We start from the raw sequence: 23,310 nt of genomic DNA, 5'->3' as shown, positions 1-23,310 counted from the left end.
CCCCACCCAACCCTCCCCACCCCCCCCACCCCCCCCCCCCCCCCGACCCCCCCCCCCCCCCCCCCCCCCCCCCCCCCCCCCCCCCCCCCCCCCCCCCCCCCCCCCCCGGCTGAGCCGTGGTGCGCCCGTGGCTACTTCAGGCGGGTGCCCGTGGAGCGCAGGTTCGCGCAGGCCTCGGTGACGCGCTTGGCCATGCTCGCCTCGGCGAGCTTGCCCCAGGTGCGCGGGTCGTAGGTGGACTTCTTGCCGACCTCGCCGTCGACCTTCAGGACACCGTCGTAGTTGCGGAACATGTGGTCCGCGACCGGGCGGGTGAAGGCGTACTGGGTGTCGGTGTCGAGGTTCATCTTCACGACGCCGTTCTCCAGCGCGGTGGCGATCTCCTCCTCGGAGGAGCCGGAGCCGCCGTGGAAGACGAAGTCGAACGGGCTGGTCTTGCCGTACTTCTCGCCGACACCCTGCTGCAGGTCCTTCAGCAGCTCGGGACGCAGGACGACGTTGCCCGGCTTGTAGACGCCGTGCACGTTGCCGAAGGAGGCGGCGAGCAGGTAGCGGCCCTTCTCGCCCAGGCCCAGGGCCTCGGCGGTGCGGATCGCGTCGTCGACGGTGGTGTACAGCTCGTCGTTGATCTCGTGGCTGACGCCGTCTTCCTCGCCACCGGTCGGGGTGATCTCGACCTCAAGGATGATCTTGGCGGCCGCGGCCTTGGCCAGCAGCTCCTGGCCGATGGCCAGGTTGTCGGCGAGGGTCTCGGCGGAGCCGTCCCACATGTGCGACTGGAAGAGCGGGTTCAGACCCTTGGCCACGCGCTCGGCGGACACCTCGAGCAGCGGGCGGACGTAGCCGTCCAGCTTGTCCTTGGGGCAGTGGTCCGTGTGCAGCGCGACGGTGATGTCGTACTTCGCCGCGACGATGTGCGCGAACTCGGCCAGGGCGACCGCGCCGGTGACCATGTCCTTCTTGTACTGGCCACCCAGGAACTCCGCACCGCCGGTGGAGATCTGGATGATGCCGTCGCTCTCGGCCTCCGCGAAGCCGCGCAGCGCAGCGTGCAGGGTCTGGGTCGAGGTCACGTTGATGGCCGGGTAGGCGAACTTGCCTGCCTTCGCCCGGTCGAGCATCTCGTTGTAGACCTCGGGGGTTGCGATGGGCATCTGTCCGCTCCTTGGATGTGCGGGGAGTGTGCGATTGCTGGCCCTGACCTGGGTGCGACGTCGCCGTCGCGGCATATCTTTCCAGACTCGGCGCAACGCTCCACCCGCGCGGGGCGGAGCGTTTCACGTGAAACACTCCGCCCTGCACCGGCAGTCCCGCAAGGGTGCGGGAAAAGAGCAGGTCAGGCCCCGCCCGGGGGATTCACGGGACCTTGGTCCCCAGTTCCCCCGGTCCGGGATCAGGACAGTCCGAGGTCCGACAGCTGATACCCGGTGAGGTACTTCAGTCCCGCCTGGGCGATGGCGTCGGTGGCACCGCGGTCCACGATCGTGGCGACGGCCACGACCTCGCCGCCGGCCTCGCGGACCGCCTCGACGGCGGTCAGCGGGGAGCCGCCGGTGGTCGAGGTGTCCTCCACGACCAGGCAGCGGCGGCCCTTCACATCGGTGCCCTCGATCCGGCGCTGCATGCCGTGGGCCTTCTGCGCCTTGCGGACCACGAACGCGTCGAGGCGCTGTCCGCGGGCCGCGGAGGCGTGCAGCATCGCGGTGGCGACCGGGTCGGCGCCCAGGGTCAGGCCGCCGACGCAGTCGAAGTCGAGCTCGGCGGTGAGGTCGAGCATGACCTGACCGACGAGCGGGGCCGCCACGCCGTCGAGGGTGATGCGGCGGAGGTCGATGTACCAGTCGGCCTCCATCCCGGAGGAGAGGATCACCTTGCCGTGCACGACGGCCTTGTCCTTGATCTGCTGGAGCAGCTCACCACGTACGTCACTCATGGCCTTGAGCTTAGGGGGTGCGGGGCGGGCCCGGGTCAGAGCCTGCGCCAGGTCCAGGTGGCGCCGATCTCCAGCGGGTCGACCGGCGTGACCAGCCGCGGCAGGGTGTTGAGGCCGTTGGGCGGGCCGGACTGGGGTTCCACGCAGACGGCTTCGGCCTGCTCGTCGTACACGACCACCCATTCGGCCCGGCTGGTGACCTTCAGCTCCAGCCGGCCGGGCCAGGTCAGGGTGACGTCGACGCCGTACGGCATGCCGAAGCAGTCGTCCCACGGACCGGGCCCGGGCTCGATGCGGCGGCCGGTGGGGAGGTGGTCCTCGCCGCGCTCCTCCTGCCAGGCGGGCTCGAAGTCGACGCGTACGTCCTCGCCGTCGCCGAGGTTGCGCAGGAACCAGGGGTGCCAGCCGGCCTGGGCCGGGAAGGAGTCGCCGTACGTCTCGATGCCCATCCCGAGGGTCAGCGCGTCCTCGGTCAGCTCGAAGGTCTGGGTGACCCGGCCGGGGTACGGCCACGGGTCGGTCAGGTCGTAGGTGAAGGCCGCCTCGGCCTTGTCCACCCGGGCTGGCTTCCAGGCGGCGTCGCGGCCGAAGCCGTGGATGGCGTGCGGCGGGGCGTTGAGCGGCATCTGGTGCACGGCTCCGCCGTTGCGGAACCGGCCGCCCTCGATCCGGCCGCACCACGGCACCATGGGGAACACCCCGTACTTGGATCCCTGCCGCAGCAGTTCGGTCCCGTCGATCCGCAGGCTGCTGATCCGGCAGCCGTTCTCCTGATCCACGACCAGTTCGGCGCCACCCGCCGTCAGTTGCGTACTCATGCCCACGACCCTACGGCCGTACGGGCCTCACCGGCGGCGGCGCAGCACACGCGCTGCCACCACGGCCGAGGCGAGGGCGAGGGCGGCGGCCGGGGCGATCCAGCGCATCGGGCCGGAGGCGGCCCCCGCGTCGGGGCCGGGCACGGGGGCGTACCGGCCGCGCGGGGGCGCGTGGTCCACCTCCTCGGCACTGCGGCCGATCATGGTGCGGCGGGCGTGGGCGGCCTCGGCGGGCGGCCGTCCGGCATCCATGAACTCGTCGTCCAGGAAGGGGTCCAGCGAGGGCGGCGGCACCTCGGCCTCGAACAGGGGCAGCGCGTCGGGCCCCGCCCCGTCGTGGTCGCCTTCGTCGTCATCGGCGCCATCGGCAGCATCGGCGGCATCGGCGTCCGCAGCGGCGGCGGTGCCGGACCCGGCGGCGGCCTCCGTCTCCTTCTCCGCCTCCTTCTCCGCATCCGCATCCGCTTCCGTGTCCATCCCGCCCGGGTGCCCCGGCTCCTGGAGGTCCGCGGCCGCGAGTGCCGACAGGTGCCCGGCCGCCCGGTCCAGCGCGCGGCGGGCCGCGGTCCCCAGGGCGCCGGGCTCGAAGGACGCCGCGCGGCCGTCCGCGGTGCCCGTCGCGGTCAGCTCGAGCTGGGTGCCGCCGGACACCGGCCGCAGCCGCACCGTCAGGGCCAGCTTCACCGCCCCGGTGCCCCGCACCTCGGTGCCCACGCCCGTCACCTCGAACGTGCCGGGATCCCGCTCCACGAGGGTGAGAGCGCCCCGGTAGGTGACGGTGTTGTTCCCGACCCGGAGTTTGAGCCGGCCGGCCAGCGGACCCGAGTCCGCGTCCGCGTCCCGCTGGAGCCCGGGGACGCATCGGGCCACGCGCGCGGGGTCCCGCAGCACTGCACGGAGGTTCTCTGCCGGTACCGGAACGAACACCTGATGCTCCATGACATCCGAGCCTACCGACGAGTGCCCCTCCTGCACCCGTACGTGCTCACGTGTACCGCGGATGCGGCAGCGTCGAGGGCGGCAGTCCGGGGATCCGCAGCCGCTCCGCCTCCCGGGCGGCCTCCCGCAGGGCCTGCGTGGAGAGCGAGAACAGCCCGTCGCCGTCCCCGCGGACCCCCAGCGCCGGAGCCCGTCCCGGCGCGGCCAGGACGAAGCCCCAGTCCTGCGGGGATCCGGTGCGCCCGGTTGACCGGTCGGGTCCGGCGGCGAATCCGGAGAGCCGCCCGCCGGCGCTGTACGGCACGGTGGCCAGGCCCGCGGCGCGCAGCGTGGACTCGATGGTCCAGTAGGTGCGCGGCCGGGTGGTGAGCGGCCCGGCGTGCACCGCGATCCGGCCGCCGGGGCGCAGGGAGCGCGCGGCGAGCCCGTAGAACTCCTGCGAGTACAGCTTGGTGCTCGGGGTGATCCCGGGGTCGGGGAGGTCCGAGACGATCACGTCGTACGGGTGCCGGGTGCCGGTCTCGCGCAGCCAGCGGAACGCGTCCGTGTTGACCACGCGCAGCCGCGGGTCGGCGTACACGTGCCCGTTGAGCGCGGCGAGCATCGGGTCGGTCCGGGCCAGCCGCACCACGCCGGGGTCGAGCTCGACCACGGTGACGGACCGGACGTCCGGGTGGCGCAGCACCTCGCGCGCGGCGAGGCCGTCGCCGCCGCCGAGGACGAGGACCCGCTGCCGGGTGCCGTTCATCGCGGGGTGCACCAGCGCCTCGTGGTAGCGGTGCTCGTCGTAGCCGCTGACCCGCAGCCGGCCGTCGAGGTAGAGGTCGAGCGAGCGCGGCGAGCCCCGGCCGGGGCCGGTCAGGACCAGTTCCTGCACGTCGGTCTGGACGGCGACCCGCACCTCGTCGCCGTACACCGCGCGGCGGGCCGCCTCCTCGAAGTCGTCGGCGAGGACGGTCGCGGTGGCCAGCACGGCGAGGACGGAGACGTTCGCGGCCAGCAGCAGCCAGCGGGCCCGCCGGGTGAGGTCGCGGCGGAACAGCCAGAGCACGAGGGCTCCGCCCACGGCGGCGTTGACGGTGCCGGTGAGCATGGCGCCGGTCAGCTGCCCGAGCAGCGGCAGCAGCAGGAACGGGAAGGCGAGCCCGCCGACCAGCGCGCCCACGTAGTCGGCGGCGAACAGGTCCGCGACCGCGCCGCCCGCGTCCTGCAGTCTGACCCGCTGGATCAGCGTCATCAGCAGCGGGATCTCCGCGCCGATGAGCACGCCGATGGCGAGGGAGAACGCCACGAGCACCGGCCGGGACTCCCCCAGCCAGGCGAAGCTCGCGTACAGGGCGGTCGCCGACAGGCCGCCGACCAGCGCGAGCACCGCCTCGACGGCCCCGAACCCGGCGGCCGGGCGCTCGCGCAGGCGTTTGGCGAGCAGCGAGCCGACGCCCATCGCGAAGACCATCAGGGACAGCACGACGGAGGCCTGGGTGACGGAGTCCCCGATCAGGTAGGAGGCCAGGGCGAGGAGCTCCAGCTCGTACACGAGTCCGCACGCGGCGCACACGAAGACGGTCGCCAGGACGAGCAGGCGTCCCGCGCGCGGCCCCACGGGCAGGACCGCCTCCTGCGCGGCGGACCCGGCGGCGGACGCGGCCGCGGACACACCGGCGGGTGCCGGGAGTTCGGCGGACACGACGGACGCGACTGGAGCGCTCGGGGCCTCCCCACCGCGGCGAGGGGAACGGTCGATCATGGGCCGAACCGTACGTCACGGCATGCTCGCGCCCCGTCACCCACATGGGTGCAACTGGCGCACTGCTTGGCCCAGTTGGCGGAACGTTCGTGCCATGGCGCACGCACGTCCGCACGCCCCGGCGCTTCAGACCGCCGCGGCCATCCGCACCCCGACCCGGGTGCGGGTCGCCACCAGCTGCCCTTCCTGCGGATACGCGTGCCAGGTGCGCCAGCGCACCTGGCCCTCGTGCCGCTGGGCGAGCATCGCGGTGAAGGCGTACGGACTGCCGGGGAACGTCCCCGCAAGGCCGTTCGGGTGGTCCGCGACCAGCGCGAGCAGCTCCTGCGCGCGCCCCGCGAACGAGCCCTGCGAGAGCGTCTCGACGCGCGCGGCGAACTCGTACTCCCAGTCGCCGATCCGCTTGGCCACCCCCAGCGGGAGCGGCGTACTGCTGCCGGGCATACAGGCGACCGTCTCCGAACAGAGGACGTCCCCCTCCTCCAGGAGCACCTGATGGGAGGCGCCCAGCAGGCGCAGTTCGACCTTCGCGCCCGTCAGATCGAGTTGGAGCACCGACAGCGCGGGCAGCGGATCGCGCCCCAGGGCCCAGGCGAGATCGGCAGCACGCGTGTCGGTGTACGTGGTCTTGAGGGTCGTGAGCATGAGTCGGCTCCGCAAACGCGCAAGGGAGGTGGGCCGGACTCGCCCCGGCCGGAATCAGTCGGGTGGGGTCTCGCCGGCTCGGATCCAACAGGAAGTCCAGGAGTCCAGAGGGTCCGAGGACTGGTCTACTCAACCGAGGGAATCATGAAAGGCACGGCACTCACAGCGTTTTTACCCAACTTGACGGGGTTTACATCCCCTCGGGGGCTATCCAGTTCACCTGTTCAACAGGAGGACGTCCGGCAGCAGTTGGCACGGCCGGACGTCCTTTCCTTTTTGCGGTGCCCGCTGCCCCGTGTCAGCTGGACCCGCAGCCTCCCCCGCCGCAGGAGGACCCGCCGGACGAGCCACCGGACGAGCCACCGGAACACGACGAACCACTGGAGCAGGACGCCCCGCCGTGGGACGAACCGCCGTCACCCCACCAGCTGCTGCGCCCGCTGCTGCGGCTCGTCCGGCTTCCGGAGCGGCCGCCCCTGGCGAGCACCCACACGAATCCGGCCACCAGAAGGACGATGAGAACGGCAAAGGCAATGAACACGGCCCCCGCCTCCTTCGCTGACACCTCGGTCCCCCGAGGGAGCGGGACCCCCGCGTCCCGCGTGTCAGGGGGATTCCCGGGCCCGGCACGGCCCAAAGCACACTTGAGCAAGTCCAGAGGTTCGGCCCAGGATGGCGCCCATGACCGCACCGCGCCCGTTCCTCAACCGCCGTCTCGCCGCCTTCGGCACGACGATCTTCGCGGAGATGTCCGCCCTGGCCACGGCGACCGGCTCCATCAACCTCGGCCAGGGATTCCCCGACACGGACGGCCCGGCCGAGATCGCGGAGGCCGCCGTCCGCGCGGTCCGCGACGGCCGGGGCAACCAGTACCCGCCCGGCCCCGGCATCCCCGAACTGCGCCGCGCCGTCGCCGGGCACCAGCAGCGCTTCTACGGCCTCACCTACGACCCCGACACAGAGGTCCTGGTCACGGCGGGCGCCACGGAAGCCATCGCCGCCGCCCTGCTCGCCCTCCTCGAACCGGGCGACGAGGTCATCGCCCTGGAGCCCTACTACGACTCGTACGCCGCCTGCATCGCGATGGCCGGCGCCACCCGCGTGCCGGTCACCCTGCGCCCCCACGAGGGCGCCTTCCGGCTCGACCCGGACGAGCTGCGCTCCGCGGTCACCCCGCGGACCCGGCTGCTGCTCGTCAACACCCCGCACAACCCCACCGGCACGGTCCTCACCCGGCCCGAGCTGGAGCTGATCGCCGAGCTGGCCGTCGCCCACGACCTGCTCGTCATCACCGACGAGGTCTACGAACACCTGGTCTTCGAGGGCGCGGCGCACATCCCGCTGGCCTCGCTGCCCGGCATGCGCGAGCGCACGGTCACCATCTCCTCCGCCGGCAAGACCTTCTCCTTCACCGGCTGGAAGGTCGGCTGGGCCATGGCCTCCCCGGCGCTGGTCTCGGCGGTCCGCTCGGCGAAGCAGTTCCTCACGTACGTCTCCTCGGGCCCGTTCCAGTACGCGGTCGCCGAGGCACTCGCCCTGCCCGACTCCTTCTACGCCGGCTTCCTCGCCGACATGTCCCGCAAGCGGGAGATCCTCTCCGAGGGCCTGCGCGCCGCAGGCTTCGAGGTCTACGCCCCGGCGGGCACGTACTTCATCACCACGGACATCGCCCCGCTCGGCGAGACGGACGGCATCGACTTCTGCCGCCGCCTCCCGGAACGCTGCGGGGTGGTCGCCATCCCGAACGCCGTCTTCTACGACGACAAGGACGCCGGCCGCACCCAGGTCCGCTGGGCCTTCTGCAAGAAGGACGAGGTCCTCCAGGAGGCGGTTGAGCGCCTCGGTCGGCTGGCCCGCTGAGAGCCGGCCAGATGGACGTGCGGGCGTGGGGCCAGGCCTTTCAGCCGGCTCCAGCCGCACGGGAGAGACGAGCTATTCGGTGTCCTTCGGGTGCCGAGTAGACGCGTAGACCAGAACGACGGTCGATGTCTCAGGGCTGACCAGGTAGCGCACGCGGCCGCCGCTTGTGACCTCGAACTCCCACTGGTCCAGAAGTGATCCCTTCCACTCCTTCGTGGCGAGTCTTCCACGGAGCTGATGCTGACGGTTCCAGTTGTCACGCGACAACGGGTCGGTGCGCAGCGCCTCAAGGCAGCGGTGGGCACTGGGCAGCGCCGCGCGGCACAGCTCCTCCCACCCCGTCACCGCATCGGTTGACCCGAAGACGACGTTCCATCCGCTCAGCGGCGGAACGCTGACACGATCGCCCTTCTTCGGGGCTCACCCGCCCACCTCGACCGGACCCAGGCCCTCCCCGTCGAGCGGGCGCAGCGCTTCCTTGAGCTGTTCCGGATCGGCGTTGATCCGAGCCGTCGCCCGCCAGGAGACAAGCGCCCGGTGCACAGCCTCCCTGGCACCCAGTTCTGCCGCATCGGAAAGCGCTTCCAGAAGTTCCACCGTGAAAGCGCGCATCTCCTCGCCGTCCAGGTGTCGCACCCACGGAAAGACTTCAGGCAAGGCCAGCAGGAGTGAGCGGGCTCCGTCGTCGTGCTTCATGAGCGCGAGGAAGAGCCGGGATGCCGTCGTGAGGTTCTCCTCGGTGCGCTCCGCGTGCACGGCAGTCGTCAGCACCATGTCGGGCGCGTCCCGATGGGTGACGCGGAGAGCACCAAGGGCTGCAGCCCGGGCGGCTACAGCCTTCGGGTTTCTTGACAGGTCAGTGAACGACACCGACTCGGGCTCGGCTCCCAGGTAAGCAAGGCTCATACTCAGACTGTACTCAGATTGTGCTCTGAGTGCCAGGGGTGTGTGCTGCATTCCGATGCTCACGCCTTGCCCTTCTGCAAGAAGGACGAGGTCCTCCAGGAGGCCACCAGCCGTCTTCGACGCCTCGCGTCCTGAAACTCACGCCACTTCACGTTGCGCCCCCGGCACGGCTGCGCAGGGGGTCCGTCAGCGGGCGTCCACCTCGGGCTCCGGACGCGGGAGCTCGTGGAAGCCGAGGGTGAAGGTGCGGCCGTCGGCCAGCGGAACGGGGAGCTTGCCCGTGCCGTGCGTGTGGGTGTGCGCCGCGATGTAACCGGTGCCGGTCGGCTGGGTGTGGAGGACGACTTCCCGGGCGCAGGGGTCCACCACTCCGTCGGCCCGGCCCGGCTGCAGAGGCTGTGAGGAGCAGGGGCCGGGAAGGGCGGGGCTGTGGGCCCTTGACTCAGGGCAAATGCGGAGGAGACTGGACATACACCGGAATACCGGAGAGAGCCGCACCTGTCGGCGGAGACGTCATCCGACTCGCGTGACCTTTCAAGGCTCTGGCCAGGCCCCCGGCGGGGACCCACGAGGAACCGGCGCCGTCAGCGACGACTGAGGTACACGGAAACTCGAACGCGGCCCGCCGGGGACTGTATGTCCGGGGGATGCCGGGGATGCCGGGGCGGTCAGCCCCGGGCGACGACGAAGGCCGTCAGGCGTGCCGTGGCCGTGCCGAGCGCGGTCCACGGGCCGTCGAAGGACAGCACCGCGAAGGCGGCCGTGGGGAACTTGGCCGTCATCCGGACCAGCGCGTCGCCCTCCGCCTCGTCCGTCAGCTCGTCCGCCAGGTCCTCGATGCCCGGGTTGTGTCCGACCAGCACCGCCGTTGCGACCTCCGCGGGCAGCTCGCGCAGGACACCGGCCAGCCCGGCCGGATCCGCGCCCGCGGAGTAGACCCGCTCCTCGATCCGTACGGGCACCTCTGCGCCCAGTCCGCCCGCCGCCAGCTCCCACGTCTCGCGGGCCCGCCGGGCCGGCGAGCAGACCACGAGGTCGGGCAGCCAACCGCCTTCGCGCAGCAGTCGGCCGGCCACCGGCGCGTCCCGGCGGCCGCGCGCCGCGAGCGGCCGGTCCCGGTCCGCCGCGTCGTCGGCGACGTCCCACGAGGATTTCGCGTGCCGCAGCAGCACCAGCCGCCGGCCGCCCCGCTCACTGCGCACTCCGGGTTCCATGACCCCAGACTGGCACGCGGAACGCCGCAGGGCCCGGCCGCTGGGAAAGCGGCCGGGCCCTCATGTGCCCGTCGGCGTGCCACGGCACACCGGGGGGCGTACTACTGCGCGTCGCCCTGCTCGCCCTGCTCACCGTCGGCAGAGTCGATCTCCTGCTCCAGGCCGAGCTGCTCGACGAGCCACTTGTCGAACTCGATGGAGGCGCGGACCCAACTGACCGTGGAGGACACGAAGTGCTCCAGGGAGACGCCGGTGCCGATCAGCATCTGAGCCTCGCCGATCAGGCGGACCGAGCCGTCGTCGTGGGTGTGGGTGTAGACCTTGGGCCACAGGGTGCGGCGGTTCCAGTCGTCGATCGATTCGAGAAGCTGGGCCTTCTCCTCGATCTTGTGCGGGCGGTCGTAGAACGTCCGCACCGAGAAGACCTGCTGCTCGTCCTCGCCACGGAACATGAAGTACGTGCGGAATTCCTCCCACGGCGCCGCGAGGTCACCCTCGTCGTCGACGACGTACTTCAGCTCCATCTGCTCGAGGAGCTGCTTGACGAGGTCCTGATCGGGCACGACGGGACCCGCCGGTCCAGAGGCCTGCGGTTCGGGCTGCTGCCCTCCGAAATTCGGAATCGAGGCCGGGTCGATGCTCACCGTGTTTTCCCTTCGTGCGGATACCGCCATACTCCCCCATCGCGCCTACCCCGTGGCAACCCCCGCCACCACGATCCGCTGCGAGCGGACAGGATCCGGCCCCGAAGGGCCGGATCCCGCCCGGTCCGGGAGTTCCGCTGCTCAGCGCGACCGGGCGGTCACAGCACTAGAGCGCGCGCCCGACGAGCAGGCCGTCACCCGCGACGTCGACGCGCACGGTGTCGCCGTCCTTGACCTCGCCCGCCAGGATCTCCCTGGCCAGCCGGTCGCCGACCGCGGTCTGGATGAGCCGCCGCAGCGGCCGCGCGCCGTACGCCGGGTCGTGGCCCTCGGTGGCCAGCCACGCCAGTGCCTCCGGCGTGACCTCCAGGGTGAGCCGGCGCTCGGCCAGCCGCCGGGCCAGCGAGCCGATCTGGAGCTCGGCGACGTGGGCCAGCTCGTCCCGGGTCAGGGCCGAGAAGACCACCAGGTCGTCGAGGCGGTTGAGGAACTCCGGCTTGAAGGATGCCCGGACCGTCTCCAGGACCTTCTCCTTCTTCGCCTCGTCGCCGATCGCCGGGTCCACCAGGTACTGGCTGCCGAGGTTGGACGTCAGGATCAGGATGGTGTTGCGGAAGTCCACGGTCCGGCCCTGGCCGTCCGTGAGGCGGCCGTCGTCGAGCACTTGGAGCAGGATGTCGAAGACCTCGGGGTGGGCCTTCTCCACCTCGTCCAGCAGCACCACGGAGTACGGGCGCCGCCGCACGGCCTCGGTGAGCTGACCGCCCTCCTCGTAGCCCACGTAGCCGGGCGGCGCGCCGACCAGCCGGGCCACGCTGTGCTTCTCGCCGTACTCCGACATGTCGATGCGGACCATCGCCCGCTCGTCGTCGAAGAGGAAGTCGGCCAGCGCCTTGGCCAGCTCGGTCTTGCCGACGCCGGTCGGGCCCAGGAAGAGGAACGACCCGGTCGGCCGGTCCGGGTCCGCGATGCCGGCGCGGGTCCGGCGCACCGCGTCGGAGACGGCCCGTACGGCCTCCTCCTGGCCGATCAGGCGGCGGCCGAGCTCGGCCTCCATCCGCAGCAGCTTCTGCGTCTCGCCCTCCAGCAGGCGCCCGGCCGGGATGCCGGTCCAGGAGCCGACGACGTCCGCGATGTCGTCCGGGCCGACCTCGTCCTTGACCATCGTGTCCACGGCCACCTCGGCCTCGGCCTCCGTGGCCTCCTCCAGCTCCCGCTCCAGCGCCGGGATCTCCCCGTACAGCAGCTGGGAGGCGGCGTCGAAGTCGCCGTCACGCTGGGCCCGCTCGGCCTGACCGCGCAGGGCGTCGAGGCGTTCCTTGAGCTCGCCCACGCGGTTGAGGGACTGCTTCTCCTTCTCCCAGCGGGCGGTCAGGCCGCGCAGCTCCTCCTCCTTGTCGGCGAGGTCCCTGCGCAGCCGCTCCAGGCGCTCCTTCGAGGCCGCGTCGGACTCGTTCTTCAGCGCCAGCTCCTCCATCCGCAGGCGGTCCACGGACCGCTGGAGCTCGTCGATCTCCAGCGGGGAGGAATCGATCTCCATCCGCAGCCGCGACGCGGCCTCGTCGACCAGGTCGATGGCCTTGTCGGGCAGGAAGCGGGAGGTGATGTACCGGTCCGACAGGGTCGCGGCCGCGACCAGCGCGCCGTCGTTGATGACGACCTTGTGGTGGGCCTCGTAGCGGCCCTTGAGCCCGCGCAGGATCGCGATGGTGTCCTCGACGCTCGGCTCGGCGACCAGCACCTGCTGGAAGCGGCGCTCCAGGGCCGGGTCCTTCTCGATGCGCTCGCGGTACTCGTCGAGGGTGGTCGCACCGACCATGCGCAGCTCGCCGCGCGCCAGCATGGGCTTGAGCATGTTGCCCGCGTCCATGGCGGAGTCGCCGCCGGCGCCCGCGCCGACGACGGTGTGCAGTTCGTCGATGAAGGTGATGATCTGGCCGTCGCTCGACTTGATCTCGGCGAGGACGGTCTTGAGGCGCTCCTCGAACTCACCGCGGTACTTGGCCCCGGCGACCATCGCGCCGAGGTCCAGGGCGACCAGCCGCTTGTTCTTGAGGGACTCGGGAACGTCGCCCTTGACGATCCGCTGGGCCAGGCCCTCGACGACGGCCGTCTTGCCCACGCCGGGCTCGCCGATGAGGACCGGGTTGTTCTTCGTACGGCGGGACAGGACCTGTACGACGCGCCGGATCTCGTGGTCCCGGCCGATGACCGGGTCGAGCTTGCCCTCGCGGGCGGCGGCCGTGAAGTCGGTGCCGAACTTCTCCAGGGCCTTGTACTGGCCCTCCGGATCGGGGGTGGTCACCCGCCGTCCTCCTCGTACTGTCTCGAATGCGGCCAGGAGCTTCTTCGCGGTCGCGCCCTGTGCGGCCAGCAGCTCGCCGGCGCGGCCGCCGCGGGCGGCGAGGCCGATGAGCAGGTGCTCGGTGGAGAGGTACTCGTCGCCGAGGCGGCCGGCCTGCTGGTCGGCGTCCGCGAGGACGGCGAGCAGCTCGCGGCTGGCCTGCGGCGGGGCGACCGTGGACCCGGTCACGCTGGGCAGCTCGCCGAGCAGCCGCTCGGCGCCCGCGCGCACGGCGGCCTGGTCGGTCTCCACTGCGGCGAGCAGGTCGGTGATGTTCTCGTTCTCGGAGCCCGTGAGGAGGGCCAGCAGCAGGTGCGCGGGGGTCAGGTCCGCGTGCCCGTCCTTCACGGCCCTGCTGGTGGCGGCGTTCAGGGCCTCACGGCTCTTGTTGGTCAGCTCGGCGTCCACGTACGGCTTCTCCTCTCTCGGGCGCCTCTGGGGCGATCGGCACGTCCGACTGAAGACTGACTCAGTCAACCTGCACAAAGTTGAGTCTATTCCACTCAAGGCAAGTTTCGGCCCCCCGGGGCCGTACGGGACCGCCGACCGGCCCACGGGACCTGCCCTTAGGCTCGGGGCATGTCCCTCGATCCACTGAACCCGACGCCGGAGTACCTCGCCTTCTGGCGGGAGCGGCACATCTGCACGCTGACGACCCCGCGGCCGGACGGCACGCCGCACGTGGTGCCGGTGGGCGTGACGTACGACCCCGGGGCCGGGGTGGCACGGGTGATCAGCAACAAGAACAGCAAGAAGGTCCGCAACATCCTGGCGGCGCAGCCGGGCGGCGCACGGGTCGCGGTCTGCCAGATGCACGGACGCCGCTGGGCCACCCTGGAAGGGCGCGCGGTGGTGCGTACGGACGAGGAGGCGGTCGCCGACGCGGTGGCCCGCTACGCGGAGCGCTACGAGCGCACGCCGTCCCCGAACCCGGACCGGGTCGTCATCGAGATCACGCTGGACCGCGCGATGGGCCGCGCATAGCGGCCGCAGATTGGCTGGTCCTGGGATGGACGCGGGCAACACAACGGCGCCATCGTGTTCAGGTCCACGATGGCGCCGTTGTGTGGGGGAAGCGCCTGCGCGATGTGGAACGACGGGGGAATCGCGTCAGGCACTGCGGGGGGTGGCGGTGGTGATATCGGGCTCGAAGAGCTGGTGGTCACGCTGATCGAGGTTGACGAAGACCATTCCGTACCGGATCTCGCACCGGACGGGCTGGGGTGCGCCCCGGGGCCTGCGCAGGCACCGGTAGGCGCGGACGTCCTCGTCCTCCTCGCGGACGACGACGATCGGCTGGCCGAACAGGGTGACCATCAAAGAGTCGCCGGCGTGGGGGATCGCCGTGACCAGGTCCACGAACTGCCAGCCGGAACGGTAGGCGGAGGCCATCTCCCTGCGGAAAGAGCGGTCGTCAGGAGTCATGCCGACATCCCGGCGGGAAGGGAGGCGGCATCCGCGTCCGCCAAGGAGTCGGAGCCGTCCGCAGGAGCGGCCGGACGCCATCCACTGTCGACAGGGGCCATATGCCACCCGCTGTCCGGAGGCCCGCCCGCAGCCCGCTGGGTTTCAGCCACACCCGGCGTGACTGCCTCGACAAACCCCCCGCAGGCCACAGCCGAGAAGATGACAGTGGCAAGCGCCGAGCGAAGCATTCTCTTGTTCATGGTCGGCTTCGTCCTCACTTGATGAAATCCTCTCCCCCGCGAGACAAGACGATGGCTCATTCGGGCACGTCAATGCCACAGGGACGATGCATCATGTTCTTGCATGTTCAGGACCCTGGGGGGTGGAGATTTGCCCATACACAGCACAAAGCCGACACATCCCCACTCGGTTGCTGCCCTGTGCGGCGAGGGGACGCGCCTCTACGCCAGCGCGCTGCGCACGGGCCGTATCGCCCGTGCGGATGTGAAGAACGCTCCGTGCCTGCTCGAATTCGCCCTTCTTCAGCCCGACCCAGATGACGCCAACTCTCTCCGCCCGGTTCCGCCGAGCGTCGCACTCGCGCAGCGTCTTCACCCGATCGAGCGAGAGATTCAGGACCGCAGGCGCGACTCGCTCGAACTGTCCGAAGCGTTCGAGCCGTTCCTCGCGATCAGTGCGCAGAACCCCGCCAGCACCCATGCCATCACGGTTCTCGAGGGCATCGACCGCATCAACGCCGCACTCAACCTCGCCACGGCCGACTGCCACACGGAGATGCTCACGATCCAGCCCGGCGGGGCGCGGCCCGTCATCGCCCTCACAGAGGCCCTGGAGCGCGACCAGCCGCTCACCGACCGCGGGGTCAGCATAAGGACCCTCTACCAGCACACCGCGCGGCACAGCCGCGGCACACTGGCCTACGTGGAGCGCATCTCCGCCGGCAAGGTCGAAGTGCGCACCCTGGAAGAGCTGTTCGAGCGGCTCATCATCTTCGACACGACGGTCGCCTTCATCCCGGCGAGCGACGACCGGCAGGTGGCCCTGGAACTGCGGCACCCCAGCGTGGTCGCGTACCTCATCAAGGTGTTCGAGCAGCTGTGGCGGCGGGCGATCCCGCTGCGGGAGCAGATCCCGTACAACCGCACGCCCACGGGCATCTCGGGCGTGCAGCGCTCCATCGCCCAACTGCTCGTCGAGGGCCACGTGGACGAGGCCATCGCGCGCCGCCTCGGCATGAACGTCCGCACCTGCCGGGCGCACATCGCCAAGCTGGCCACCCACCTCGGCAGCGGCAGCCGTGCCCAACTCGGCTACCTGATCGCCCAGTCGGGAATCCTGGACGCCCCCGAGGACGACTGAAGGCCCCTCCGGGACAGCCGGGAGGGGCCTTCAGGGGCGCGCAGCGCGGCCGGGCCGGGCCGGGCTCAGTCCATCGGGCGCTTGGGGCGCCAGACCACCAGGGCGCTGGTCTGCTGGACGTCCGTGTACGGGACCAGGTCGCGCCGGTACGAGGCGTGGACCTGGGCCTCGCGCTGCTGCATGGCGACGGCCGCGCCGTCGACGGCGGCGGAGAGCTCGGCGACGCGCTGCTGGAGCGCGGCGACCTGGTTCTCCAGTTCGATGATCCGCTTGATGCCGGCCAGGTTGATGCCCTCGTCCTGCGACAACTGCTGGACGGTGCGGAGCAGTTCGATGTCACGGGCGGAGTAGCGCCGGCCGCGGCCGGCCGTGCGGTCCGGGGAGACCAGGCCGAGGCGGTCGTACTGGCGCAGGGTCTGCGGGTGCAGACCGGAGAGCTGGGCGGCCACCGAGATGACGTACACCGGCGACTCGTCGGTCAGTTCGTAGGGATTGCGTCGTCGGCCGTCCATGCTCATGCTCCCTTCGCGGCCTGGAACAGCTCTTCCCTGGGGTCCTCGCCCGCGGTGGCGCTGCGGAAGTTCTCGAGGGCCTCACGTGCCTTGTCGGACAGCTCCGCCGGCACCGCGACCTCCACGGTGACGAGCAGGTCCCCGCGGGTGCCGTCCTTGCGGACCGCACCCTTGCCGCGCGCCCGCATGGTGCGGCCGTTCGGCGTGCCCGGGGGCAGTTTCAGGGTCACGGGGGGGCCGCCGAGGGTCGGCACCCGGACGTCGGCGCCGAGCGTGGCCTCCACGAAGGAGACCGGCACGGTGACGGTCAGGTTGTCGCCCTTGCGGCCGAAGACCGGGTGGCTGTCCACGTGGACGACGACGTACAGGTCGCCGGCGGGACCGCCGCGCTCGCCGGGGGCGCCCTTGCCGCGCAGCCGGATCCGCTGGCCGTCGGAGACGCCCGCCGGGATGCGGACCTGCATGGTGCGCGAGGACCGGGCCCGGCCGCTGCCCTTGCAGATCTCGCAGGGGGTCTCGGCGATCAGCCCGCGGCCCTTGCAGTCCACGCAGGGGTCGGTCAGCGAGAAGCCGCCACCGCCGCCGCGCGAGACCTGGCCGGTGCCGACGCAGGTCGGGCAGACCCGGGGGGTGCCGTTCTTGTCGCCGGTGCCCGAACAGGCCTTGCAGGGGGCCTGGCTGGACATGCGGAGCGGGACGGTCGCGCCGTCCACGGCCTCCGTGAAGCTCAGGGTGACCTCGGACTCGATGTCCTGGCCGCGGCGCGGCTGGGTACGCGTCCCCGGGCCCGTGCCGCGGTTGAACAGCCCGCCGAACACGTCGCCGAGGCCGCCCCCGAAGCCGCCGGCCCCTCCCCCGCCCTGGGCGCCTCCGAAGAGGTCGCCCAGGTCGAAGTTGAAGGAGCCGCCGGCCCCGGGGCCCGGACGGAAGCCGCCGTTGCCGAAGAGAGCACGCGCTTCGTCGTACTCCTTGCGCTTCTTCGGGTCACCGAGGATGTCGTTCGCCTCGGAGATCTCCTTGAAGCGCTCTTCGGCTTCGGAGTTGCCCTTGTTGGCGTCCGGGTGGAACTCGCGGGCGAGCTTCCGGTACGCCTTCTTGATCTCGGCCTCGGTGGCGTCCTTGGGGACGCCGAGAACCTTGTAGTAGTCCTTCTCGACGAAGTCCTTCGTGTTCATCGACGTCCCTCCTCCCGCTGCCGGGTGTTACTCGTTGCTCGTCCTGCTCGTCTTACTCGTCTTCACCGGAGGAGTCGTCGGAGCCCTCCGGCTTGGCGGCCGTCCCCGGCTGGGGCTCGGCCACCGCGACCCGCGCGGGGCGGATCGTGCGCTCGCCGATCCGGTACCCCGGCTGCAGGATCGCCACGCAGGTCGTCTCGGTGACGTCCGGCGCGTACGAGTGCATCAGGGCCTCGTGGATCGTCGGGTCGAAGGGCTCGCCCTCCTTGCCGAACTGCTGCAGGCCCATCTTGGCGGCGACCGTCTCCAGGGACTCGGCCACCGACTTGAACCCGCCGACCAGCTCGCCGTGCTCGCGGGCCCGGCCGATGTCGTCGAGCGTGGGGAGCAGCTCGGTCAGGAGGCTCGCGACGGCGATCTCCTTGACCGTGATGCGGTCCCGCTCCACCCGGCGACGGTAGTTCTGGTACTCGGCCTGGAGGCGCTGGAGGTCCGCGGTGCGCTCGCCGAGCGCCGTACGGGCCTGGTCCAGCTGGGCCAGCAGGGCCGTCTCGCGGCCTGCGTCCTGTGCTGCTTCCCCGGCCGGGGCCGCCCCCTCCGCCTTGTCGGCGGAGTCGGCGGCCTGCGGCTCGTCGGGCGTGCCGTCGGCGGGGACTTCGGGCTTCTCGTCGAAGCCCGGGGTCTCCTCCGTCATCAGGCAGCGCCGCCCTTCGGCTTCTCGTCGTCGACGATCTCGGCGTCGACGACGTCGTCGGCGGCGTCGGCGCCCGCGGCACCGGCCTGGCCGGCGTCGGCACCCGCGGCACCCGCGGCACCCGCGGCACCCTGGGCGTCGGCGTAGATGGCCTGGCCGAGCTTCTGCGAGACCGCGGCGACCTTCTCGGTGGCGGTACGGATCTCGGAGGTGTCCTCGCCCTTGAGCTTTTCCTTCAGCTCGGCGACAGCGGACTCGACCTCGGTCTTGACCTCGGCCGGGACCTTGTCCTCGTTGTCCTTGACGAACTTCTCGGTCTGGTAGACGAGCTGCTCGGCCTGGTTGCGGGCCTCGGCGGACTCGCGGCGGCGGTGGTCCTCCTCCGCGTACTGCTCGGCCTCCTGGCGCATCCGGTCGACCTCGTCCTTGGCGAGCGAAGAGCCGCCGGTGACGGTCATCTTCTGCTCCTTGCCCGTGCCGAGGTCCTTCGCGGTCACGTGCATGATGCCGTTCGCGTCGATGTCGAAGGAGACCTCGATCTGCGGGACACCGCGCGGGGCCGGCGGCAGGCCGGTCAGCTCGAACATGCCGAGCTTCTTGTTGTACGCCGCGATCTCGCGCTCGCCCTGGTAGACCTGGATCTGCACGGACGGCTGGTTGTCCTCGGCCGTCGTGAAGATCTCGGACCGCTTGGTCGGGATCGTGGTGTTGCGCTCGATGAGCTTGGTCATGATGCCGCCCTTGGTCTCGATACCAAGAGACAGCGGGGTCACGTCGAGGAGCAGGACGTCCTTGACCTCACCCTTGAGCACACCGGCCTGGAGGGTGGCGCCGATGGCGACGACCTCGTCCGGGTTGACGCCCTTGTTGGCGTCCTGACCGCCGGTGAGCTCCTTGACGAGCTCGGCCACGGCGGGCATGCGGGTGGAGCCGCCGACCAGGACCACGTGGTCGATCTCGGACAGCTGGATGCCGGCGTCCTTGATGACGTTGTGGAACGGGGTCTTGCAGCGGTCCAGGAGGTCCGCGGTCAGCTGCTGGAACTGAGAGCGCGTGAGCTTCTCGTCCAGGTGCAGCGGGCCCTCGGCGGAGGCCGTGATGTAGGGCAGGTTGATCGTGGTCTCGGTCGAGGACGAGAGCTCGATCTTCGCCTTCTCGGCGGCCTCGCGCAGACGCTGGAGCGCCATCTTGTCCTTGGCGAGGTCGACGCCGTGGCCGTTCTGGAACTGCTTGACCAGGTAGTCGACGACGCGCTGGTCCCAGTCGTCGCCACCGAGGTGGTTGTCGCCGTTCGTGGCCTTGACCTCGACGACGCCGTCGCCGATCTCGAGGAGCGACACGTCGAAGGTGCCGCCACCGAGGTCGAAGACGAGAATGGTCTGGTCGTCCTTGTCGAGACCGTAGGCCAGGGCGGCCGCGGTGGGCTCGTTGACGATGCGCAGGACGTTCAGACCCGCGATCTCGCCGGCCTCCTTGGTGGCCTGGCGCTCGGAGTCGTTGAAGTACGCCGGAACGGTGATGACCGCGTCGGTGACCTTCTCGCCCAGGTACGCCTCGGCGTCGCGCTTGAGCTTCTGCAGGATGAAGGCGCTCATCTGCTGCGGGTTGAAGTTCTTGCCGTCGAGCTCGATCTTCCAGTCCGTGCCCATGTGGCGCTTGACCGAGCGGATGGTCCGGTCGACGTTGGTGACCGCCTGGCGCTTGGCGACCTCGCCGACGAGAACCTCGCCGTTCTTGGCGAAGGCGACGACGGACGGCGTGGTCCTGGCGCCCTCTGCGTTGGTGATGACGGTGGGCTCGCCGCCTTCGAGAACGCTGACGACGGAGTTAGTCGTGCCCAGGTCGATGCCGACCGCACGTGCCATTTCAATTCCTCCATGACTTGAGTGGAACGGACTCAAGGATGCCAAACCTCCGCGCACCCGTCAACAGACCTGAGTGGAGGGCACTCAATTCTTATGCCCCCCTTACGCTCGCCCTTGAGCCGTCCTCCGGCGGGCGCGGGCCGTGCGGGGGACTCCGCCCGCGCGGCAGCCGGGCCCGCCTCCCCGCACACGGCACTGTTCCGGCATGCGCGAGCTCTCCGCGAAGCGGGCCCTGGACCTGGCCGGCGCCCTGGCCCTGTTGGCACTGGGCGCCGTACCCCTCCTGGCAGTGACGGCCCTGCTGGCCGTCACGGGCCGCGGCGCACCGGTCGTACGGGAACCGGCGGCGGGGCTCGGCGGGCGACCCTTCCGCCGCTGGCTGTTCCGTACGGACGGCTGCCCGGCCGGCGACTGGCTGCGCCGCCGGCGCCTCCAGGGCCTGCCGCAGCTGCTCAACGTCGTCCGCGGCGAGATGTCGCTGGTCGGGCCGCGACCCAGTCCGGCGGCCGAACCCCGCGAGCGGCTGCTCGTACGCCCCGGGATGACCGGCCTCTGGCAGGTCAGCGCGCGCTCCGACCTGCCCTGGGAGGAAATGGCCCTGCTCGACCTGCACTACGTCGAGCACCACTGGCTCGCCATGGACCTCGCGATCCTGGCCCAGACCCCGCGGGCGGCCCTGCGCGGACCCGGCCGTACGACCGCCCCGGCGGACCCGCCTGCGGACCCGGCCCCGGTCCCCACGCCGACGCCCGTCCCCGACCCGGCGCCGGCCCCGGTCCCCGACCCGGCGCCGCCCCTGGCCAGGGCCGTGCCCGCGGCCGCGCCGCATAGGGTGACCTGAGCGACACAGATCACCGCGTGCGCGGCTACAGTGCGGCGGGATAAGTGGGTAACCTCAGGCTTGACTGAATAAGTTACTGCTTAGTAATCCGCCTCGCAGGCCCGCCCGAGGAGCCCCCAATGCAACTCGCCGCGATCATCGTGTCGCTGGTCCTGACCGTGGTCGGCGTCGCGCTGCTCGCCCGAGCCGTGGCGCAGATCTACCGGTTCGTGAAGCTCGGCCAGCCCGTCCCGGCCGGCAGCCGCACGGACCGCCCCAAGGAGCGAACGCTCACCCTGGTCAGGGAGTTCCTCGGCCACAGCCGGATGAACCGCTGGGGCATCGTCGGCTTCGCCCACTGGTTCGTCGCGATCGGCTTCCTGACGCTTCCGCCCACGCTGGCGCAGGCCTACGGACAGCTCTTCCAGGCCGACTGGGTGCTGCCGGTCGTCGGCGGCTTCCTGCCCTTCGAGCTCTACATCGAGTTCATCGGCCTGATGACCGTCGTCGGCATCCTCGTCCTGATGGCGATCCGGCTGATGTCGCTGCCGTCGCGGGCCGGCCGCAAGTCGCGCTTCGCGGGCTCCAAGGCCTGGCAGGCGTACTTCGTCGAGTACGTCATCCTCACCATCGGTCTGGCGATCCTCGCGCTGCGCGGCCTCGAGGGCGCGATCCACCACGTCGACTCGTACGAGCCCGCGTACTTCGTCTCGTACCCGCTGGTGCTCGCCTTCGAGGGACTCTCCCTCGGCGCCCTGCAGAACGCCATCTACTTCACCGCGATGATCAAGATCGGCACCTCGCTGATCTGGATGATCACGGTCTCCCTCAACACCAACATGGGTGTCGCCTGGCACCGCTTCCTCGGCTTCCCGAACATCTGGTTCAAGCGGAACGCCGACGGCGCGACGGCTCTCGGCGCCCTGCAGCCGATGACCAGCGGCGGCAAGGAGATCGACTTCGAGGAGCCGGGCGACGACGACGTCTTCGGCGTCTCCCAGGTCGAGCAGTTCTCCTGGAAGGGCATCCTCGACTTCTCCACGTGCACCGAGTGCGGCCGCTGCCAGTCGCAGTGCCCCGCCTGGAACACCGGCAAGCCCCTCTCCCCCAAGCTCCTGATCATGTCGCTGCGCGACCACGCGCACGCCAAGGCCCCGTACCTGCTGGCCGGGGGCGGCAAGACCATGGAGGGCGAGGAGAAGGCCACCGAGGAGCAGCTGGCCGACGTGCCCGCCGCCGCCCTCGCGGAGGCCGAGCGCCCGCTGATCGGCACCCTCGAGGAAAACGGCGTCATCGACCCGGACGTGCTGTGGTCCTGCACCACCTGCGGTGCGTGCGTGGAGCAGTGCCCGGTCGACATCGAGCACATCGACCACATCGTCGACATGCGCCGCTACCAGGTGATGATCGAGTCCGCGTTCCCGTCCGAGGCGGGCACGATGCTCAAGAACCTGGAGAAGAAGGGCAACCCCTGGGGTCTTGCCAAGAAGCAGCGCGTCGAGTGGACCAAGGAGGTCGACTTCGAGGTCCCGATCGTCGGCAAGGACGTCGAGGACCTGTCGGAGTACGACTACCTCTACTGGGTCGGCTGCGCCGGCGCCCTGGAGGACCGGGCCAAGAAGACCACCAAGGCCTTCGCGGAGCTGCTGCACATCGCGGGCGTCAAGTTCGCGATCATGGGCGGCGACGAGAAGTGCACCGGTGACTCGCCGCGCCGCCTGGGCAACGAGCCGCTGTTCCAGCAGCTGGCCCAGGAGAACGTCGCGATGCTGAACATGGCGTTCGGCGAGGACGACGAGGACGAGTCGACCAAGAAGCCGAAGTCGGCGAAGCGGATCGTCTCGACCTGCCCGCACTGCTTCAACACCATCGCGAACGAGTACCCGCAGCTGGGCGGCGAGTACGAGGTCATCCACCACACCCAGCTGCTCCAGCACCTGATCGACGAGGGCCGGCTGATCCCGGTGACCCCGGTCGACGGCCTGGTCACCTACCACGACCCCTGCTACCTGGGCCGTCACAACAAGGTGTACACGCCGCCGCGCGAGATCATGGACAAGGTGCCGGGCCTGCGCCAGCAGGAGATGCACCGCCACAAGGAACGCGGCTTCTGCTGCGGCGCCGGTGGCGCGCGGATGTGGATGGAGGAGCGGATCGGCAAGCGCATCAACAACGAGCGCGTCGACGAGGCCCTGTCCCTGAACCCGGACATCGTCTCCACCGCCTGCCCGTTCTGCCTCGTCATGCTGACCGACTCGGTCAACGGCAAGAAGAACGACGGCCAGGCGAAGGAGTCCGTGCAGGTCGTGGACGTGGCCCAGCTGCTGCTGGAGTCGGTCAAGACCCCGGCGCCGCCGGAGCCCGAAGAGGCCGCCGCTCCGGAGCCGGAGCCCGCCGCCTAGTACGG

The 23,310-nt window shown here is 70.9% G+C and carries 21 protein-coding genes; 5 read left to right on the top strand and 16 right to left on the bottom strand.

All coding sequences use genetic code 11. The annotated features are described in order from the left end of the window. Window positions 1-131 precede the first annotated feature (131 nt). The 6 genes from fbaA to ACZ7H1_RS35465 form a co-directional block, all read right to left on the bottom strand. Window positions 132-1,154: a class II fructose-bisphosphate aldolase gene (gene fbaA, locus ACZ7H1_RS35490; RefSeq protein WP_470792426.1), complete on the bottom strand. Its 1,023-nt coding sequence runs from the start codon at window positions 1,152-1,154 to the stop codon at window positions 132-134. Between the two features lie 239 nt (window positions 1,155-1,393). After that, window positions 1,394-1,933 carry an orotate phosphoribosyltransferase gene (gene pyrE, locus ACZ7H1_RS35485; RefSeq protein ID WP_470792425.1) on the bottom strand — a complete coding sequence of 180 codons (540 nt, stop codon included), beginning with the start codon at window positions 1,931-1,933 and terminating at the stop codon, window positions 1,394-1,396. Between the two features lie 35 nt (window positions 1,934-1,968). Then, on the bottom strand, window positions 1,969-2,751 hold the full coding sequence (locus ACZ7H1_RS35480) for an aldose epimerase family protein (protein WP_470792424.1): 783 nt from the start codon (window positions 2,749-2,751) through the stop codon (window positions 1,969-1,971). Between the two features lie 27 nt (window positions 2,752-2,778). Continuing rightward, window positions 2,779-3,690 (bottom strand): SRPBCC family protein, encoded by a 912-nt coding sequence (locus ACZ7H1_RS35475; RefSeq protein WP_470792423.1) that lies wholly within the window; start codon window positions 3,688-3,690, stop codon window positions 2,779-2,781. A gap of 46 nt (window positions 3,691-3,736) precedes the next feature. After that, a complete protein-coding gene (locus ACZ7H1_RS35470; RefSeq protein ID WP_470792422.1) occupies window positions 3,737-5,437 on the bottom strand; it encodes a polyamine aminopropyltransferase in 1,701 nt (566 codons plus the stop codon). Window positions 5,438-5,563: 126 nt separating this feature from the next. Next, window positions 5,564-6,082 (bottom strand): DUF2617 family protein, encoded by a 519-nt coding sequence (locus ACZ7H1_RS35465; RefSeq protein ID WP_470792421.1) that lies wholly within the window; start codon window positions 6,080-6,082, stop codon window positions 5,564-5,566. A 672-nt stretch (window positions 6,083-6,754) separates the two neighbouring features. Here ACZ7H1_RS35465 and ACZ7H1_RS35460 point away from each other — a divergent pair. After that, a complete protein-coding gene (locus ACZ7H1_RS35460; protein WP_470792420.1) occupies window positions 6,755-7,942 on the top strand; it encodes a pyridoxal phosphate-dependent aminotransferase in 1,188 nt (395 codons plus the stop codon). A 420-nt stretch (window positions 7,943-8,362) separates the two neighbouring features. On the opposite strand, the gene ACZ7H1_RS35455 is transcribed toward ACZ7H1_RS35460, so the two are convergent. The 5 genes from ACZ7H1_RS35455 to clpB all read right to left on the bottom strand — a co-directional run bounded on the left by ACZ7H1_RS35455 (window position 8,363) and on the right by clpB (window position 13,458). Next, complete coding sequence (locus tag ACZ7H1_RS35455) at window positions 8,363-8,848, bottom strand: prevent-host-death family protein (protein ID WP_470792419.1); 486 nt, start codon at window positions 8,846-8,848, stop codon at window positions 8,363-8,365. A gap of 186 nt (window positions 8,849-9,034) precedes the next feature. Then, a complete protein-coding gene (locus ACZ7H1_RS35450) occupies window positions 9,035-9,214 on the bottom strand; it encodes a hypothetical protein (protein ID WP_470792418.1) in 180 nt (59 codons plus the stop codon). Window positions 9,215-9,516: 302 nt separating this feature from the next. Continuing rightward, window positions 9,517-10,062: a SixA phosphatase family protein gene (locus ACZ7H1_RS35445; RefSeq protein WP_470792417.1), complete on the bottom strand. Its 546-nt coding sequence runs from the start codon at window positions 10,060-10,062 to the stop codon at window positions 9,517-9,519. A 101-nt stretch (window positions 10,063-10,163) separates the two neighbouring features. After that, a complete protein-coding gene (locus tag ACZ7H1_RS35440) occupies window positions 10,164-10,706 on the bottom strand; it encodes a type III secretion system chaperone family protein (RefSeq protein ID WP_470792416.1) in 543 nt (180 codons plus the stop codon). 166 nt (window positions 10,707-10,872) lie between these two features. Beyond that, window positions 10,873-13,458, bottom strand: coding sequence for an ATP-dependent chaperone ClpB (gene clpB / locus ACZ7H1_RS35435; protein ID WP_470792414.1), 2,586 nt, complete (start codon window positions 13,456-13,458; stop codon window positions 10,873-10,875). A 171-nt stretch (window positions 13,459-13,629) separates the two neighbouring features. On the opposite strand from clpB, the gene ACZ7H1_RS35430 reads away from it, so the two are divergent. After that, window positions 13,630-14,034, top strand: a complete 405-nt coding sequence (locus ACZ7H1_RS35430; RefSeq protein ID WP_470792413.1) for a pyridoxamine 5'-phosphate oxidase family protein — start codon at window positions 13,630-13,632, stop codon at window positions 14,032-14,034. Window positions 14,035-14,160: 126 nt separating this feature from the next. Here ACZ7H1_RS35430 and ACZ7H1_RS35425 read toward each other — a convergent pair whose 3' ends face one another. Then, entirely contained in the window at window positions 14,161-14,475 is a 315-nt protein-coding gene (locus ACZ7H1_RS35425; protein ID WP_226731654.1) for a Rieske (2Fe-2S) protein, read from the bottom strand. A gap of 345 nt (window positions 14,476-14,820) precedes the next feature. Between ACZ7H1_RS35425 and ACZ7H1_RS35420 the strand changes: the two genes are divergently transcribed. Next, entirely contained in the window at window positions 14,821-15,837 is a 1,017-nt protein-coding gene (locus tag ACZ7H1_RS35420) for a helix-turn-helix transcriptional regulator (protein WP_470792411.1), read from the top strand. 65 nt (window positions 15,838-15,902) lie between these two features. Here the strand turns inward: ACZ7H1_RS35420 and ACZ7H1_RS35415 are convergent, their stop codons facing one another. The 4 genes from ACZ7H1_RS35415 to dnaK are packed head-to-tail and all read right to left on the bottom strand — an operon-like array spanning window position 15,903 to window position 20,083. Continuing rightward, window positions 15,903-16,349: a heat shock protein transcriptional repressor HspR gene (locus tag ACZ7H1_RS35415; protein ID WP_470792410.1), complete on the bottom strand. Its 447-nt coding sequence runs from the start codon at window positions 16,347-16,349 to the stop codon at window positions 15,903-15,905. Window positions 16,350-16,351: 2 nt separating this feature from the next. Continuing rightward, complete coding sequence (gene dnaJ / locus ACZ7H1_RS35410) at window positions 16,352-17,524, bottom strand: molecular chaperone DnaJ (protein ID WP_470792408.1); 1,173 nt, start codon at window positions 17,522-17,524, stop codon at window positions 16,352-16,354. A 52-nt stretch (window positions 17,525-17,576) separates the two neighbouring features. Continuing rightward, window positions 17,577-18,218 (bottom strand): nucleotide exchange factor GrpE, encoded by a 642-nt coding sequence (grpE, locus tag ACZ7H1_RS35405; RefSeq protein WP_470792407.1) that lies wholly within the window; start codon window positions 18,216-18,218, stop codon window positions 17,577-17,579. Then, window positions 18,218-20,083: a molecular chaperone DnaK gene (gene dnaK, locus ACZ7H1_RS35400; RefSeq protein ID WP_470792406.1), complete on the bottom strand. Its 1,866-nt coding sequence runs from the start codon at window positions 20,081-20,083 to the stop codon at window positions 18,218-18,220. The genes grpE and dnaK overlap by 1 nt, the downstream gene beginning before the upstream one ends. Window positions 20,084-20,288: 205 nt before the next feature. Between dnaK and ACZ7H1_RS35395 the strand changes: the two genes are divergently transcribed. Then, window positions 20,289-20,924 carry a sugar transferase gene (locus tag ACZ7H1_RS35395; protein WP_470792404.1) on the top strand — a complete coding sequence of 212 codons (636 nt, stop codon included), beginning with the start codon at window positions 20,289-20,291 and terminating at the stop codon, window positions 20,922-20,924. 119 nt (window positions 20,925-21,043) lie between these two features. Then, on the top strand, window positions 21,044-23,305 hold the full coding sequence (locus ACZ7H1_RS35390; RefSeq protein ID WP_470792403.1) for a heterodisulfide reductase-related iron-sulfur binding cluster: 2,262 nt from the start codon (window positions 21,044-21,046) through the stop codon (window positions 23,303-23,305). Window positions 23,306-23,310 lie beyond the last annotated feature (5 nt).

It is taken from the genome of Streptomyces sp. NPDC037401 (genome assembly GCF_055602345.1).
This window is presented reverse-complemented; position numbering and strand designations above follow the sequence as displayed.

Coding starts and splice junctions, on each gene's coding strand:
- dnaJ (WP_470792408.1), bottom strand. CDS start 17,524: ATGAACACGAAGGACTTCGTCGAGAAGGACTACTACAAGGTTCTCGGC.
- ACZ7H1_RS35415 (WP_470792410.1), bottom strand. CDS start 16,349: ATGGACGGCCGACGACGCAATCCCTACGAACTGACCGACGAGTCGCCG.
- ACZ7H1_RS35430 (WP_470792413.1), top strand. CDS start 13,630: ATGTCCCTCGATCCACTGAACCCGACGCCGGAGTACCTCGCCTTCTGG.
- ACZ7H1_RS35420 (WP_470792411.1), top strand. CDS start 14,821: ATGTTCAGGACCCTGGGGGGTGGAGATTTGCCCATACACAGCACAAAG.
- fbaA (WP_470792426.1), bottom strand. CDS start 1,154: ATGCCCATCGCAACCCCCGAGGTCTACAACGAGATGCTCGACCGGGCG.
- ACZ7H1_RS35390 (WP_470792403.1), top strand. CDS start 21,044: ATGCAACTCGCCGCGATCATCGTGTCGCTGGTCCTGACCGTGGTCGGC.
- ACZ7H1_RS35445 (WP_470792417.1), bottom strand. CDS start 10,062: ATGGAACCCGGAGTGCGCAGTGAGCGGGGCGGCCGGCGGCTGGTGCTG.
- ACZ7H1_RS35475 (WP_470792423.1), bottom strand. CDS start 3,690: ATGGAGCATCAGGTGTTCGTTCCGGTACCGGCAGAGAACCTCCGTGCA.
- ACZ7H1_RS35395 (WP_470792404.1), top strand. CDS start 20,289: ATGCGCGAGCTCTCCGCGAAGCGGGCCCTGGACCTGGCCGGCGCCCTG.
- ACZ7H1_RS35470 (WP_470792422.1), bottom strand. CDS start 5,437: ATGATCGACCGTTCCCCTCGCCGCGGTGGGGAGGCCCCGAGCGCTCCA.
- ACZ7H1_RS35460 (WP_470792420.1), top strand. CDS start 6,755: ATGGCGCCCATGACCGCACCGCGCCCGTTCCTCAACCGCCGTCTCGCC.
- grpE (WP_470792407.1), bottom strand. CDS start 18,218: ATGACGGAGGAGACCCCGGGCTTCGACGAGAAGCCCGAAGTCCCCGCC.
- ACZ7H1_RS35425 (WP_226731654.1), bottom strand. CDS start 14,475: ATGACTCCTGACGACCGCTCTTTCCGCAGGGAGATGGCCTCCGCCTAC.
- pyrE (WP_470792425.1), bottom strand. CDS start 1,933: ATGAGTGACGTACGTGGTGAGCTGCTCCAGCAGATCAAGGACAAGGCC.
- ACZ7H1_RS35480 (WP_470792424.1), bottom strand. CDS start 2,751: ATGAGTACGCAACTGACGGCGGGTGGCGCCGAACTGGTCGTGGATCAG.
- ACZ7H1_RS35465 (WP_470792421.1), bottom strand. CDS start 6,082: ATGCTCACGACCCTCAAGACCACGTACACCGACACGCGTGCTGCCGAT.
- dnaK (WP_470792406.1), bottom strand. CDS start 20,083: ATGGCACGTGCGGTCGGCATCGACCTGGGCACGACTAACTCCGTCGTC.
- ACZ7H1_RS35455 (WP_470792419.1), bottom strand. CDS start 8,848: ATGAGCCTTGCTTACCTGGGAGCCGAGCCCGAGTCGGTGTCGTTCACT.